The organism is Paenibacillus mellifer, assembly GCF_023195895.1.
GTDB classification, from domain to species: domain Bacteria; phylum Bacillota; class Bacilli; order Paenibacillales; family Paenibacillaceae; genus Fontibacillus; species Fontibacillus mellifer.
The window spans coordinates 23,911-40,075 of sequence record NZ_JALPRK010000007.1 but is presented as its reverse complement, the minus strand read 5'-3'; the positions used below and the strand labels follow the sequence as shown (position 1 = coordinate 40,075).

Below are 16,165 nucleotides of genomic sequence, written 5' to 3'. Positions count from 1 at the left end.
GACCCCAAAGCCGGAGTCCATTTCGTCATGTGATTTTACCTTTCCATTGCTGCTATCGCTCTCGATCCGCAACCCGCCGTTCGGGTGCTTCCGGTTCTTCATCCGACACGCTGTCCACGGCTTCGTTTTCCCGTTTGTCCATGTTCAGCAGCACATTTAACTCCGCGAGCCGCGCGGACTTGGTTTGCAGTTCCTGCTCTTGCTTGAACGGTGCCTCGATCTGCTCCTTCGCCGTTACCATCTGTTGCTTGAGTGTTGCGAGCTGCTCACGGCAATAAGCGAGCTTATTCGGCAAATCCGACAAGGTATTGTTTATTCGACTCATATTGCCACCTGCATCCGGTCCTAACGTAATCGTATGGCCCAAAGCGCCGCGCAGTGTCACTTTGTATTCCTTTGCAAAGCTATCAAACGATAGCCATAAAGAAAAGCCCATGTAACTGCCTGCTTCCTGCGGATCGGGAGAGGTCATGCCCTTGCAGGCTTCTAATAGCGCTGCGCCCGCCGAAGCGCGTTCCGTATACGTAAAATCTTTGATGGTCATACCGGGAAAACGGGAATCGTCGCTGCTAGCCTTATCCGACACTTGGGTGCGCATGAACAAGGCCACGTCCTGCTCATACCCGGCAATACGTTCCTCCGTTGACTTAATTTGTTGCGGCAGCATTTTGAGCAGCCGATCCTCCAGCGCATATCGCTGGCTTAAATGATTGGCCTTGAGCAGCTTGAGCTTCGACACTTGAATGTCGAGGTCCATCTTCTCCTTGATGTACGGATTACCGGTCGCCAGCGCTTTAACCTCGGCATAGGACAACGCCGTCTCATCAATATCCTCGGCAGACCGTACCGGCGATTTGCTGGTCATAATCTGCGAGATAAACCGCTGCTTGTTCTCCAGCGTTTGATAAAGATAAGCGTCGAACGTGTTCTCTGTAACATAACGGAAGATGTGAACCTCGCGGTTCTGGTTGCCTTGCCGAATAATCCGCCCGCTGCGCTGCTCCAGGTCGCGTGGTCGCCACGGACAATCGAGGTCATGAAGCGCGATCAACTTGGTTTGAACGTTCGTTCCCGCGCCCATCTTAAACGTCGATCCAAGCAGCACCCGAACCTGCCCCGTTCGTACTTTCGCAAACAATTCTTTCTTCTTCACTTCTGTGTTGGCGTCGTGAATAAAGGCGATCTCCTCTGCCGGAACGCCTTTCTCCGTCAGTTTTCGCCGCAGCTCGTCGTACACATTAAAGGTTCCGTCTTGCTTAGGGATAGAAAGGTCGCAAAAGACCAGTTGCGCGAGCCGCTGCTCACGACTATCGGCCCATTTCTGATAGACGTTATCCGCGCAAGCGCTTACCTTACTGCCTTCGTCATCGGGTAGCATGGCGTTTGCCAGCCGTTGATCGAGGGCCAGCTTGCGTCCGTCGTTGGTGATCTTGAGCATGTTGTCTTCATGCGGCTCTACTCGCTTCGCTCTCACCTGTTCGGCGCGGCTGGCGAGATCCGCGACCATCTCACGCTGAAAATCGCTCGGCGGCACAGCGACGTTGTGGAAGTAGGCTTTGGGAACCGGAAGCTGGAGCATATCCGCCGTCTGAATGTCCGCCACTTCCTTAAAAACGTTCATCAGCTCCGGCAAATTATAAAAACGGGCAAACCGCGTTTTCGCGCGATAGCCCGTTCCTTCTGGTGCCAATTCGATGGCGGTAACTGTTTCGCCAAATGTCGAAGCCCACGAATCAAAGTGCTGCAAGCCTTGCCCGCGTAGCCGCTCGTATTGCAAGTAGCGCTGCATCGTGTACATCTCGGTGATGGAGTTGGAGATCGGCGTACCCGTGGCAAAAATAATGCCCCGTCCTTCGGTCAATTCATCCAAATAGCGGCACTTGGCAAACATGTCCGACGACTTCTGCGCTTCGGTTTGCGACAGCCCGGCGACGTTGCGCATTTTCGTATAAAGGAACAGATTTTTATACGAGTCTGCTTCGTCGACGAACAATCGATCTATGCCGAGTTCCTCGAAGGTGACCACATCATCCTTACGGCTCGCGTCGCTCAGCTTCTCCAGCTTGACCTGCAGCGTCTTCTTTGTCCGCTCAAGCTGCTTGATGGCGTACCGCTCGCCCTTGGCTTCCTTTAGCTCGCGGATGCCGCTTGTGATTTCGGATATTTGCTCGTAAAGCTGCTGCCGCTGGCGCTCCGCCGAGATCGGAATTTTTTCAAATTGCGAGTGGCCGATAATAATCGCGTCGTAATCGCCGGTGGCAATCCGTGCGCAGAACGTCTTCCGGTTCTTCGTTTCAAAATCCTTCTTGGTGGCGACCAGCACGTTCGCGGACGGATAGAGCATCAAAAATTCCGCTGCCCATTGCTCGGTCAGATGATTAGGAACAACCAGCATGCTTTTGTTGCACAGGCCCAAATGCTTGCTTTCCATAGCCGCGGCGGTCATTGCAAAGGTTTTGCCCGCGCCGACGCAATGGGCGAACAGGGAATTGCCGCCGTAGAGCGTGCGGGCAACCGCATTGACCTGATGCTGCCGCAACCGGATTTCCGGATTCATCCCGGTGAAGCGGATATGACTTCCATCATATTCGCGCGGACGGATGGAATTGAACCGATCATTGTACAGTCGCGTGAGCTGCTCCCGGCGCTGCGGATCTTGCCATATCCAGTCTCGAAACGCTTCCTTCATGGCTTCCTGCTTTTGCTGTGCGATAGCCGTTTCCTGCTTGTTCAGCACCCGCTTTTCCACACCGTTCTCAACGGCCGTATCGAAAATTCTTACATCCCGCAGATTCAGCGTGTCTTCGAGAATTTTGTACGCATTGATGCGATTCGTACCATAGGTGACATTAGCCTTAATATTGTTACTGCGATCATCGCTTTTGCCTTTGACGTTCCAGGCTGCTGTGTAGCCAGAATACATCACATTGATGGAGGTTTGGTACATATACGGCGTATCCACCAGTTCGAAAATGAATGCCCGAATGACTTCCGGCGGCAGCCAGGTTGCGCCCAGTCGCACATCAATCTCGGAAGCGTCCAAGTCCTTCGGCTGCACGGCTTCCAGCGCTCTAACATTTTCAGCGTACCGCTCGGTGTCATAGGCCGCAAACTGTTTGGCAGCGCGCAGCTTTTCACGCACATTGCCCGATAAATACGCATCCGCTGTTTCGTAGGTCGGTTGTCCTTCTTCGTCCAGATTCTCAGGATTCGGGAAGATCACGCCGCGAAGCTCCTGCACAAGCTGTTCCTGCGCGAGTCCGGTCAACTCTGCCATATACGGCAGATCGACGCGAGCTTTCGTACCGATGGAAACCGCCAGCGCCTCCGAGGCCGTATCCACCTGTTTGATGTTGGCTCGTTGCCGAATGGTACGCTTCGTGAACATATCCGCCTTACGTAGCAACCGTCCTTCCTCATCTATGACTTCCAACGAACAGAGAAGGAAGTACGAGCTGTCATCCGAAAAGGCAAGGCTATTGGCGCGACTGTTAATCAGGCCGTATTGCGCTGTGAACCGTTCATATTGCGTATCCAGCTTGCGCTGCTGCTCCCTTATCGCTTCGTCGCTGTAATCCTCGGTCTGGTATTCGATCAGTTCGCGCACCGTGTCCCGAAGCTGAATCATGCCCTTGATACGACCCGCCGCAGTTGCTGATGTTTCAACCGGCCGCATCCGGCTGTTTTCCCGAAAATAGATTCGTCCCTCGACCAGCGCAAAGCTGAAATTACGAACGGACGGGTCGGCAAGCAGGGAGACCTCTTCCTCCTCCGGCTGTTCCTCCCGTTCCAACTCGACCCACTCCGCATGGATGTTCGTCAGTGCCTCACGCAAAAGCTCGTCCAAAGGAGCGTCCGGGTAGGGCCGGCAGGTCGTTTCCTGTTGATTGCCGTACATCCGGTCATCGTAGGCCATCGTACCAAGCACCATTTCGGGGCGGGCTGCAAAGTAGCTATTCACCGGCACATCCTCTGCCGTAACGCCGAGCGAAAGCCATTCCTCGGTTTGCTCGCTGACAGCCACCATCCGGTCCCGTTTTTGCAAAAACAAAATGTCGGCGGTCACTTCGGTTCCGGCATTCGCCAGGAACGCATTGCTAGGCAGACGCACCGCGCCGAGCAGCGCGGCCCGTTCCGCGATGTATTTTCGGACGGTTGGGTTTTGTTTGTCCATCGTCCCTTTCGACGTAATGAAGGCGACAATCCCGCCTGGACGAACCTTATCCAGCGTCTTCGCAAAAAAGTAGTCGTGAATCAGAAACTTGTGCTTATCGTATTTTTTGTCGGCCACGCCGTAGCTGCCGAACGGCACGTTGCCAACCGCGAGGTCAAAAAAACTGTCCGGCAAGCTGGTCTGCTCGTAGCCGCTGACAGCAATCGATACTTGTGGGTAAAGCTGCCGCGCGATGCGCCCGGTGATGCTGTCCAACTCCACGCCAAACAGCCGAGCGTCCTGAAATGACTCCGGCAATAGACCGAAAAAATTGCCGATGCCGCAAGACGGCTCCAAAATATTACCGCTACGGAAGCCCATCCTCTCCAGGCATTCGTACATCGCCTTGATGACGATTGGAGAGGTGTAATGCGCATTCAACGTGGAGGCACGGGCAGACTCATATTCCTCCGGGTCCAGTAAATCTCGCAGTTCCGCATACTCCGTTCCCCATTGTGGATTTCCTTCATCGAATGCCTGTGGAATCCCGCCCCAACCAACATAGCGGGCAAGCACGGTTTGTTCATCCACTGTCGCCTGACGGTTATCCTTCTCCAGTTGCCCGAGCAGCCGAATGGCTTCCACGTTCCATTTGTACTTGGTTTTCGCTCCGCCGTGTCCCAAATCGTTATTCGTAATCCGGTAGTTGCTGGCTGTAGTCGATTCAAGTTGGTTCTCGGGCGTGGCAGGAGAAGAAGTGCCGAGAGATATCCTGTCCTCGTCTGCTTGTGTCGCTTGCTCCGGTTCGTCCACCGGTTCCATATCCCATTCCGCATGTTCCGAATCCAATTCCTGCTGGCCGGAAATTAGATGATCGTTCAGTGGATTCTCGCGCAGCATGCGTTCGAAATCCCGGCGGTTCATTTCCTGCATGAATAACGGAAATTGAACGTTCTGCAGCACAACCTTTCGCGGCTCCAGTTGCGCAATTTCGAATTCATCCGCACCGATAAAGACTTTGCTGCCCTCGGCATAGGCATAATGCGCATGAACCCGATTGGGTGTTTGTATTTGCTGTGATTCATTCGATTGCCATTCGGATAGCGGTTGGATGTGTTCCGTTGTTTCCGATATTCGTTGCCTGCGCTGCTCCTCCTGTTGCTCGGCATAAGCAGGCAATCGCTCTTCTTCCTGACGGTTCAGGTAGCGACCTGCTGCCAGCAACTCACCGATACGCTTCTGTACCTTGATCCACGGCAACACAACCCGTACATTCGGGTTCATAATGGAACCGCGTGTCAGCGTAATCCCCTTACTATCGTGATTTTCATGAATATCCGTGCCGATCAAGGCAGAAAGGCGTCCGCCAGTGCCATATTCCCGTTTCAGAAAATCCGCGTTTTCTTGCGCGGATAACGACTGTTGGAAAAAGAGCGCAACGCGAAGTTTCCCGTTCTCAATGCCGCTGCCGTTTTGCAGAACGGTGTCGATTGCAGCTTGTGGAAGTGAAAAAGCGGAGGCTTTATCGCTCTCCGCTTGTTCCACCCATAAGGTCTGTTGCTGAATAGAAGGCATCGACTTTCGAGCAGGATCAAACTCGTTAAGGATGATCATGCTGTCGATATGCCCGGCAATAACCGACCAATCGTAAAAGCTCTGCGCCGTCTTGCGTTCTGCCGTGCCTGTCCAAAGACGCAACACGTTGAGGTACGGCTCAAATCCGGCTTGCGTGCCGTCGGCTAGTGTCAACTCGGTGATTCCTGCTGGGAACAAGTTGCGTATATACAGCGTTCGTTCCCGATTGTCCTCATGTATGCCGTAAAATGCTTCTATAGCTGCCTTGCTCTCTGAAAGCGGTGCAGCGCGGAGCATGTCGTTGATGACCGTCTGGTCATGAAAAAACGGAAGACTTCTGTCCTCCGTTTCCCGGTCGTACCATTTTAGTGATAAATCAACTCTGCGAGAATCAGTTCCTCGGCCTGTTGCTTCAGGCTGTTCATGTGACCCATCCAGCCCATCGGGTCGGTCGCCTTCTCCGGTGCTGGATACTGCCGGATCAGTTCCTGCATCGTCAGGTCGATCTGCTCCCGCGCTGTCCGGTCGATGTCCGCCAGATGCTGATTCAACTGCTCCGACAGCATCAGATGGGCGTAGGTTCCCCTCCGTTGGTCCTTGAGAAACGTCTTGCGCAACATCCCATATTTCCCGAACCTCATCGGATCGGCCATCGTCAGGTCGGGCAGGAGGTAATCCCCGTTCGGCGTGTAGGTCAGTTCCATGTTTCATCATCCTTTCGCGTGCTTTAGCTTCATTTTGCGGCAAGGATTCTGGCCTTGCAACGGTACGGCTGGCCTGACGCTCTTTTTTTCGCTGCTCATCGCGGCGCATCGCCCGGACGGTGGATTCAATCTCACGCAGCATGGTTTCAGCTACGTCGCTGATCGCCGCGCCCAAATGAGAGAGCGCAGGGAGCGTATTGAAATAGCCGACGCCGGACAGATCGTCAACGCTGATGTAATGGGAGGGTTCCAAACCGCAGCGTGTCAGCGCCATAAAGGCGACCGCGTATTGTGCGGCTTCCCTGAACAGCAGTTCTACATGCGGCTCATCCAGTTCTTCCAGCAGGCTGCTGTCGCGTTCGGTGAGCAGCATCCGCACGTAATCGGCGCTATGATCCTCCACCGCGTTTCGGGCAGCGGACAACAGCGCGTCAACCAGTTCCATCCCCGATCCCGATTCACTGCCAAACGCATTTTCCAGCGTTTCAATGACAGCCTCCGTGTCCGGCACCTCCATGCGCCACAGGGGGACGGTTTGTCGGCTTCGGCTCTGCGTATCTGACACATCGAAGACATGACGCAACCCCAAATGACTGCCCCGATCCTCGATCAACGCGATGCCTTTTGCGCCGCGCTTTACCCACCGGTTCAACCGATTGTTCCAGATTTCAATCGCCGCGCAGGCTGTAGCATCTGGACGCTGCGCGTAGATCAACAGTTGATCCTGAAACGGATACTTGTAGTTCCAGGCTGCCGTCCGTAAAAAATCGGCCCAGCGCTCGGGATGATCTGAAACCGCGTGGGCCGTACTCGCGGCAAGCTCGGCGATTCGCTGTAACTTTGCTGTCACCGGTCGCACCTCCTTATACGAAGGTAATTTGGTTCGTCAGACGAATGCCTTCCTCGGAATATCTTGGCGTGAGCCGAATAAGTCCATTTTGCTGAAGCCGATGTAGGTTGCGACGCACAGCAGAAGTGGAAAGACCCACCTCTGACGCAAGTCGCCTGGACGAAAGCAGTACCGCGCCGTTTCGCCCGCCTGCACGATCCAACAAATAGCTGTACAGCAGCTTCGCTGCAGGGGGAATAGATGCTCCGGTCAGCAACCGGTAACGGGCAAGATCATTCATAGAAGTGCATCCTCCTATCGTTCCAGTTCAGACTTCTGCTTTAGTGGTGCCGATGAAGGGGAATGGAGGGGCGACGAAAATTCATTCATTCGCTCCGGCCGGGCAAAGCAATATAAATAGAAGTTATAGTCGCCGGCACGCGGAAAGCATCGCAGATAGTAACGATGCTTTGCCGTCTGTAAACAAAAGCCATAGACATCGCTGTGCCGTGCGCTTGGTAGACGGGCCTCTGGATGTTTTATACAAAAATCGTGCATGCCACTGCGGTTTTGAAGCAGCCCCTGTTCCGTCAACGCTTGAATGACCGCTCCAAGCTCCTCCCGAAAATCAGGAGTTTTCAACGAAGAGATATGTTCGAACCAAGTCGCCCAGAATGCCTCCCCATCTTTGCCGAAATCACCGCGCACATGCCCAATACAACCGCGTTCTGTATCCTTCTCGATGGAGGCGGAATAAAAATAAGCCTCATCCTCAGATGTGGCAATCTTCAACTTCTCAATCATGCTCTTTTCCTCCCAAACGATATGCTGTCTTTAATGGGTGCCGCCCGTACCAAAATCGTCGTAGCTAGACAAGTCGGCGTGATAAAACACAACGTCCCCGTCTAGCAAAGAGAACATCCCCCCGTAAGGATCGACAAAACTGCGCTGAAAACCTTCCATCTGCCACTGGTTGTCCAGCGGCGCATTTTTATACTGCAAATGCGGGTGAGCAATGTCCTTATTGCGAATGGTTTCGATGTCAAAATTGACTACAAAATAGCCGTCACGCAGGAAGATCGGCGCATTGTCGTCCAACCGGTGGGTACGTCCGTACTCGGCCAGATTCATGCCTGCTGGCACTGCATAGGGAGCAGCGGGAAGGCTATACTCGCCAAACCAGCGCTGCACCGAGGCATTAGCTCGTGCAGTATCAATGCCGGACGGCACCTGCATACTGCCGATAAACATCCGAAGCTGCGAAGGAAGTAACATTCCGTCGTAGCCGCCGACGTAAATCCGCTTTTGCGCCGCTTCCTTCAAATACTGCTGTACATACGATGTCTGACTGCCAGAAGAACCATTCACCCTCCAAAGTGAACTGGCAGTATTGGATAACTCCTGCTGCGACACATTGCGCATACGGGTATCAAGCGTCACCAGCCGCTGCTCGGTGTCTTCCGTGGAGCCGATCCGAATAAACCGCTTGGTTCCCGAATGATAGTACAAGTCCACCTGTTGTCGGTTTTTGCCCTGCTTGTCAACGAAATAAAAGGTAGGCGTGATTTTAATCCCGTCGCCCGCGCTGAACATGTTGCCGAGCGTTTTGACCTCAAATTTGAAGTGATAGCCTGTTTTTACAACAACATTTTTCTTTCCGCTCTCCGGGTGACTGCCGGGCCGAATCGGCAGCACGTAAGGGGCCGTATTGCCGCGCGTCGCGCCGTCGATACCTTTTGTACCAACCCAATAGCTATTTCCGGTCGGCGTCGCACTGCCTGCCGCCGTTCTGAACACCTTTTCCCACTGGTAGTCGGCAACATCGGTAATTCGGAAGTCGAACAGACGGCCAATAACCTCAACCGCCACAACTTGCGTCGCCACATGATTAGTTAAGTCCAAATTGGCATTACTTTGTGATGTGAATGAAGCCGGACTGTTTTCGGCAAACGTTCGGAATAGTACATCATAATTTCCCTCATCTACCCAAACGGGCATGTAAAAAGTGGTTGTAAGCTGGCCGACAGGAATCGAAGTCCAGGTGTCCTTCGGAATCAACGTTGCGTGGTCAGCCTTGTATACATCGAATGGGAACCTTACCTGCTTGTCTCGCACATATTTGGCATAGTCCCGATTGCCGTAGCCGATAATGTCTCGGTGCGGCCCGCTGGTAGGAATCGTCACGGTAAAGGAGCGATCCAGAATAAGCGCCGAACGATCGGCTGTCGGCACCGTTTTCTGATTGTGCGCCTGATCGTCGGCTACAGATGCCAGATTGACGACGGGGGTATGCACCGTCACCGGATTGATGCCGTTGATCGGGAAGCTTTGGTTCGACCCGCCTCCGATGCCCTTGACCAGCGTATAATAAATCGTCCCCGTGCTTGGCTGGCTCCCCTTGTTCGTTTTAGTCGCATCGATGACAAATCCCGAACCATATAAAACATCCTGACCGATCATGGGAGATGCGGGAATCGCCCCCGGAGCAGGAGCCGTTTCCTCCACCGTCCGATTGTCCATGATCGTTTGTCCATTAAAGACGACCGTGTCGTTCTTGACCTTGATTTTCCCGACCGCATTTTCAGCCTCTGACTTCCAGTTCTCGCTTGGAACCGAAGGTCTACTGGAGCCGCCGTAAACCGTTTGACCGGAAAGCACAACGTTGCGATACACCGGGTCCGTAATATGGGACGAGACCGCTGCATCATGGGTGGCGGAAACAGACGGTGCGGTATACCCGTTTGCTTGCAGCGTTACCGAACCGGAGGGCAGGGCATAGTTGGCGACTGTCGCCTTCTGTAAGCCGTACACTTCCAAACGGTCTACCAGCCAATAGCTGTACTTTCGTTCCACACTGTAGCTTTGGGTGACCGTTTGCGTGTCGGATCGGGATACCGGAATCGTGGTCGAATGACCTTCGCTATCCGGCGGGCCGGGAACATATTCCGTCCATCTCAGCGTATAGGTGCGACTGACTGTAATCGGATACGATTTCGAGCCTTTCACTTCTGTGAACGTGTTGCGATACAAATACGCTTTGGCGCTCGCGTTAACATAAAGGCTTTCAGAGGTCGGTATTCCCTTTAAAACGTCAAATCGTTCAGCGCCGCGAGAATCCGCCTTTATGATCGCCGATGCCGTGGCATCCATCGCCTCGACTTGCTGGCTCGTGCCAGGTAACGAGGTATCGCCGCCGTCACTGTCGCCTTTGCGTACGGTGTGATCCGAGGTGGAATCTCCGCTGTTACCATTAGCATCTTTCACGACGACCGTGATTTTGACGGTAATGCTGGAGCCGGATGTGAATGGAATTTTGATCGGCAGCGATTTACTTGCCGTCAGCCCGCTGAGTGAGCCGGACTTATCGTTAGGCGTAACGAATGTTGCGTTCTCTATTTTTGTGATCTCATACGTTTTGAGCGGCACGGGTGACTTCGCTTCAAATACAAAATTCCCATCAACCGTGGTAACTGAAGCCTCGACGTTATCTGGTGCGTCGATACGGGAGGTCACGGTAATCGGGGAAGGAATTTTATAGATGCCGACGAAATTGGAGCCGCCAGAGCCAACCAAGATGGAGCGTTCGAGCAGCTTCGCGTCGCCTTTTTCTTGTATGAATAGCTTCTCATCCGGCTTCTTGTTGTTTGTGATATATGTGCGAACAATTTCATAGGTCTGGCCGCCAGATGTGAGCTGCGGATCAAACGTATAGTTCACTTCCTCTCCAGTCTCGTAGACGCCTTTGTCGACTTCCTTGAGCTTCGTACCATCTTCCTTTTGATAGATCGCCTTTACCGGGTTATTTTCAGCGTATTCGGCAATCGCGTCCGTTCCGCCAAGCGCCGCCGTGAAGCTTCGCGTTCGCACCTTCGGATTTGTATCCGGATTTTCCTGTAACCAGCTTTTCTGCGTTAGGTCCTTCTTCGGCGATAGGTAGGAGCGGACAATACTGTACGTTTTCCCGTTATCCTCAATCGTCGCAGGAAACTCGTGGTTGATCGTCTCGCCGACTTTGTAGTCACCCTTATGGAACGTGACCTCAGGCTGCTTGAGGATCGTTCCTCCCACGGTTTTCGCAACGACATCGACAGGAAAATTCGCGCTGCGATAGGGGACGTGAATCCCAAAGTAATCATCGAGATCATCCGGGTGCGCCCAAGGTTCAGCGTTCTTGATTCCTTCTAACGTGTAAAATGGGCCTTTGCGCACGTTTCCATTGCCATCGACGGAAACCATGATTGCGTACAAGTACAGGTCGTCGTTGTCCTTGATGTCTCCCATGCCTGCTTGCCACATGCCGTCCGTTACTAAATCTTCACTGACTTCGTAGTAGGTCGTGACCGGCTCTCCGGGAATTGGGGGGTTCGGATTTTGCGCGACTTGACGCACCTGTTGATTGACAAATGATGCGTGACTGCCGTTACGCGGATCACTGCACTGTTTGGATGATGTATTCGTGCAGAGTTGGTCACGACGCACCGTCCAACCTACCGTTCTGTAGCGGATGGACGAGGTTGCTGCTGTGCTAGTGATTTCAAATTTGATCTTACCCTCATCTACCCGGACAGCCGGTGTCGCGGCATTCGTAAGAAACGGAAAGCACGACAATAAAAAAGAGCATGCCAGCAGCATGCTCAACGTGATTCGTATGAATTTAGGTTTGCGCATCTAGTTCGAGTCCGCCTTTCTAATGATATGATTGCGGAACAAACTTGCATTCGGATCGACCTTCAACGTATTTCCCCAATCGCCGCCTACATTAGTGGATAGAGAAATATCGGCGTAGCCTTCGTACCAAACACCTTTCTCAAACGTTTGTTTTTTCGGGAACCACTCATCGTAAAGCAAGTCATTGCTTGCCTTGTACGAGACGAATTTAATCCTGAACTTGGATCGCACAAAGTTGTTGCCAAACCCATCTTTATAAATCATGGATGGCTCGGGATCAAGATAGCCTTCCATCTGGATTTGGTTCTCTTTGACCCATTCTGCGTAGCGGCGAATATGCTTCAGTTCGGCATCAGAGTTTTGCATTTTGGTAGCAAAAACCGCCTGCGCCCACGCGTCATCAATCGTGTTGTAATTTACATTCAGCCAAAGCACACCGAATGCTTTCAGTCTTCCCATCCAAATATCCACGTTCTTCTTGTTGAATTCCGGCTTCGTCGAATAAAGGACGGATGAAACTTTGCTGTCTGTTGGATGCGAAAATGGATAGCCCATCTCGTACATTTCGTTCGGAACGTCCGCAAGAATGTATGGATAATCGCTCGCATTCTTCGGTAAGTCGGTCGTGCGTATCAAGCGCCCCCATTGGTCGGTCTGCGCCGTGCTATCTTCGCTGGCCTTGATAAACACGGTGTCTGTCGGATTGTCCCAATCCACCTTCGCACCCAATACCTCGCTGACGAAACGGAGCGGCACAAACGTTCGACCGCCGCTCAGGATGGCTTTCGTATCCAAAGTGACCGCTTTGCCATCTACCTGCACAACATTTTGGTCAATCGTCAGAACGATAGATTGATCGTCACTCGTAATCGGAACCGTTTGTGTTTTCGATTCCCAGCCGACTTTCGCTCCGAGCGATTCGGCGACAAAGCGTACCGGGACGAGCGTTCGCCCGTTCTCATCAATAAACGCCTGCGCGTCTGGAAACCAGATTTTTTGGCCGTCCATGACGACGCTGACAAAGGTTGGCGGTTTACTGGCTGCGCTTGCCGTCAAACTGAATATACTTCCGAAAAGTGTCACAATGAGGAGGGATACTAACCTTCTTTTCAAATGCCTCACTCCCTAAAGAAAATGTGCGAAACTGGAAAAACTTTCTGTTGCCTACATCATAGTGCCGATTCTGTTGCCTGTCCACTGTCCGGTAGCCTCTCCTCAGCAGGAACCAGGAGCCGCTCGTTATTCCGTGCGTGAAGCTCTTCTTCTTATAACAACAACGACGATGACAAGAATCAGCAGCGAGCTCCCGTAGACGCAGGATGGGCGCAGTCCAAATGAACCTTCATGAAGCGGAGAACCGTCCCCAGTAGCCTGAATCACGGTTCCTGATGGCATAGTCCGACCGTCCGTTACTTCAAAAGGGAATTCCTTCTGTTCTATACGGTTACCCAGCGTAGTCTTCACTTCCACCGTGTAAGAACCGGGAGAAAGCGGCCTGTTTAGCTCCGCCATGTACTGTGCGACCGTGCCTGCATAAATGGAATCAACCGTTGATTTCCTTTCAATCAAAAGCTCGCTGACATCGTCCTGCTGTTTGAGCTGCACCTCGATCTCCGGTTCGGACAAGCTTTCGCCTTCATTGACCAGCAAAATCGTCAAGCTCGCTTTTCCGTTCTCCAGCGTGTATACGGCTGCGTGCGGGACAGCCTCAGGAGGCTTCGCTTCGTCCAACTTGTAGTTGAGGACGACCCGCAACCCGATTTTACGTGCCGCCGATTCCCTCATACTTTGATCGTAGACGCCGATGACGGACACGTACTGGCCCGGCTCCACACTATCAGGTATCTGCATTTCCATTGTAAAGCTTTGCGTCTCGCCAGCCTTGAGGGTTATACTGCGATCCGGCGCCCTGTACCATGCAGCCGAACCGGTATCGGGATCGCTCGGTAAAGTAAAATCCTTACCGCCGCCCAATGCGGGCATGGCATCGGCCGCATAGAGCAGCGCTGTTATTTCCTCATCTGTGGGATTCGTGACGTGAACCGTGTACTCGCGCTTATCGCCGGGTACTATATCCTCGACATATGCGCCCAACTCCGGATTGATCCGGTCGGAATCCCCGCTGATGACCAGTTGCTGCCCATCCATAGGGTTTGTAAATCCGGCGGCTATACAAAAAACGATTGCCGCCAGCAACAGTCGAATCCACATGATTGATGAACTCCTTTACTTCTATTCCGCTTGCCATCGCTCACATGAGCGAATAGGCTACGTTCCTGCTAGAAGGCCGAGCCGAGGCAAGGCAGGGGCATATATCCCTTGCGCGCGGCTGCTTGCCCGCTGGCAAACGTTTCTTCGGCCGGATAGGTGTAACCGCAGGAACTGCGGTAGTACACCTTCATACTGCCTTTTCTGGCCCCGATGATCGTTGGACGTTTCACGATGCGGCTCCCGCCAAGCGCATAGTTGTTGTACACCTTTGCTCCCATCGGGATACCTTGTACAAAAGCCAAAACGCCCACATCATCCACCGTATTGTGCCAGTCCTCATCAGAGATCAGAGGCAGGGTGAACGTGTAGGACAGGCCATTTCGAGAGACCGTTTCGTTATATCGATTGATCCGGTAGGCCAACTCGTCCTGGATCGCCCGGACAATCGTGCTTCGTCGTACCTGCTCGAAGAGCGCAGCATCCTGCAAAAGCGGAATCGTCGCTTGCTGCCGAATGTCCTGACGCAAGCCCTCATGCCAGCTTCGGCTGACCGCATCGTAAGCGAGTACCTGCTGGTCGAGCGTAAAGGAAAGGCTGTTACCCGCCGAATCGGAATACGCATAAGGCTTCTTCGTTCCCCAAGCCGGTTTCATGACGGTTTTTCCGTCAGTCCCCGTCCATTCTTGCTCGGAATAGACGTAAAAGCCGTCGTACCCGATGATCACGATAGCCGGAATGTAGCGATGCAGGACACCTTGCGACACCGGATCATCCCCAGCGCCGAAGCCTGCGTCCAGCGTCCGGTAGAACGCCGCTAGTGCTTCTTCCTTGTTCAGCGCGACATGTTTGGCCGAGGCATATTGCGCTTCCTGCTGCTGGCTTGCGTTAACGACGAGCAACCTCGCGGCGTCGTCCACCGCGGCATCCAGCGCAGCGTCGTATCTCATCTCTGTCAGCACCGTCCGTCGCAGGGTATCTGTCTCATTCCGGTTGACTATCGCGAGGGGGAGAAACAACAGCGCACCGACGATTGCCCATTCAATCCATTTCATTGCGCACCACCCCGCCATACGGAATCACGATTTTTTCATTTGGGCTGATGGTATTATTCAGAAAATCGAAGAGCAGCGTGCCTGCCGTTCGGTTCGTATTGCGCACAATCACCGTGAAGCTGTCACCCGCGCGCATCCGATAACGTCGGCTTGGGTCATCCTTTGCTGCCCGATTGTCAGGGAACAGCACCGGCAGGATCTGCGAATTGAAAAACGCATCGTACTGTACCTCGTAGTTGCCCTTAAAGGTTTCGGGCCGTGTCGGATCGTCGTAAACCGGTACATACTTCTTGCTGTCATGCTCCATCTGAACGTCAAAGCTATTGCCGGTCGCCGCAAGTGCGGTCATGAATTCGTTATACATCGTTGGCGTGATGCCGCCTTTGTCCCGAACCGCATCAACGAAGGCTGTCGTCGCGCGCAAGGCAACCAGTTCCGAAATATCGTCCTGCTGATCAAAGGCGGCAGAGAGCGGGTAGAGGTAGAGCAGCAGAATAGCGATCAATACGGCGAAAATTTTGATCAAACTGTTCATGGCAGGCTCCTTAGTGTCAGGCGCTGCAAGTGACCGGAAGCGTCCCGCTCATAGGCGGGCTGATATCGCCCCTTCAGACGTATGCCTGCGGACGAAAGCTGCTCCCGTTCCAGCGGCGGCGCGAATCGAATGCCGTCTACCACCATTTCCGCATCTCCTTCATCTAGGCGAGCGATAGCTTGCAGCACTTCCGCACCGGATACCGAACCGTCGCCCGAGAGCGGTACAGCGATTTGCTGCAAGTTGCGATCCTGCGATTGGCCGGTTACATAGGCGAGCGAATTGAGTGAGGCACCGGTCTGAAACAAAATCAGACCGCTTCCTGCGGCCATGAGGAAAACGAGCAATGCTGCGCTCATCTCCAGCATCGTTCTAGGCACATAGTTCATGCGTTACACCTCCTTCATGACGAAAGCGTCCAACCTGGGCCGGACGCTT

9 protein-coding genes are annotated in these 16,165 nt (G+C 53.3%); all 9 read right to left on the bottom strand.

Features of this window, described 5'->3' with window-relative positions; all coding sequences use genetic code 11:
- Positions 1-52 precede the first annotated feature (52 nt).
- Positions 53-7,282 (bottom strand): helicase-like domain-containing protein, encoded by a 7,230-nt coding sequence (locus M0651_RS24275; RefSeq protein ID WP_443689919.1) that lies wholly within the window; start codon positions 7,280-7,282, stop codon positions 53-55.
- 13 nt (positions 7,283-7,295) lie between these two features.
- Positions 7,296-7,562 (bottom strand): helix-turn-helix domain-containing protein, encoded by a 267-nt coding sequence (locus tag M0651_RS09620; protein WP_084781212.1) that lies wholly within the window; start codon positions 7,560-7,562, stop codon positions 7,296-7,298.
- 14 nt (positions 7,563-7,576) lie between these two features.
- Positions 7,577-8,065, bottom strand: a complete 489-nt coding sequence (locus M0651_RS09615; protein WP_169284780.1) for a hypothetical protein — start codon at positions 8,063-8,065, stop codon at positions 7,577-7,579.
- Between the two features lie 30 nt (positions 8,066-8,095).
- A complete protein-coding gene (locus M0651_RS09610; RefSeq protein ID WP_248551617.1) occupies positions 8,096-11,929 on the bottom strand; it encodes a DUF5704 domain-containing protein in 3,834 nt (1,277 codons plus the stop codon).
- Positions 11,930-12,985 (bottom strand): copper amine oxidase N-terminal domain-containing protein, encoded by a 1,056-nt coding sequence (locus M0651_RS09605; protein WP_248551616.1) that lies wholly within the window; start codon positions 12,983-12,985, stop codon positions 11,930-11,932.
- Between the two features lie 183 nt (positions 12,986-13,168).
- Complete coding sequence (locus M0651_RS09600; protein WP_169284782.1) at positions 13,169-14,140, bottom strand: DUF916 domain-containing protein; 972 nt, start codon at positions 14,138-14,140, stop codon at positions 13,169-13,171.
- A 68-nt stretch (positions 14,141-14,208) separates the two neighbouring features.
- Entirely contained in the window at positions 14,209-15,192 is a 984-nt protein-coding gene (locus tag M0651_RS09595) for a hypothetical protein (protein ID WP_169284783.1), read from the bottom strand.
- Positions 15,179-15,727 carry a hypothetical protein gene (locus tag M0651_RS09590; RefSeq protein ID WP_169284784.1) on the bottom strand — a complete coding sequence of 183 codons (549 nt, stop codon included), beginning with the start codon at positions 15,725-15,727 and terminating at the stop codon, positions 15,179-15,181. Before M0651_RS09590 ends, M0651_RS09595 begins: the two co-directional genes overlap by 14 nt.
- Positions 15,724-16,116 carry a hypothetical protein gene (locus M0651_RS09585; RefSeq protein WP_169284785.1) on the bottom strand — a complete coding sequence of 131 codons (393 nt, stop codon included), beginning with the start codon at positions 16,114-16,116 and terminating at the stop codon, positions 15,724-15,726. Before M0651_RS09585 ends, M0651_RS09590 begins: the two co-directional genes overlap by 4 nt.
- Positions 16,117-16,165 lie beyond the last annotated feature (49 nt).

What these genes read in the sequence shown, in the direction of transcription:
- M0651_RS09620 (WP_084781212.1), bottom strand. Translation starts at nt 7,562, where the DNA reads ATGAATGATCTTGCCCGTTACCGGTTGCTGACCGGAGCATCTATTCCC.
- M0651_RS09615 (WP_169284780.1), bottom strand. Translation starts at nt 8,065, where the DNA reads ATGATTGAGAAGTTGAAGATTGCCACATCTGAGGATGAGGCTTATTTT.
- M0651_RS09610 (WP_248551617.1), bottom strand. Translation starts at nt 11,929, where the DNA reads ATGCGCAAACCTAAATTCATACGAATCACGTTGAGCATGCTGCTGGCA.
- M0651_RS09600 (WP_169284782.1), bottom strand. Translation starts at nt 14,140, where the DNA reads ATGTGGATTCGACTGTTGCTGGCGGCAATCGTTTTTTGTATAGCCGCC.
- M0651_RS09595 (WP_169284783.1), bottom strand. Translation starts at nt 15,192, where the DNA reads ATGAAATGGATTGAATGGGCAATCGTCGGTGCGCTGTTGTTTCTCCCC.
- M0651_RS09590 (WP_169284784.1), bottom strand. Translation starts at nt 15,727, where the DNA reads ATGAACAGTTTGATCAAAATTTTCGCCGTATTGATCGCTATTCTGCTG.
- M0651_RS09585 (WP_169284785.1), bottom strand. Translation starts at nt 16,116, where the DNA reads ATGAACTATGTGCCTAGAACGATGCTGGAGATGAGCGCAGCATTGCTC.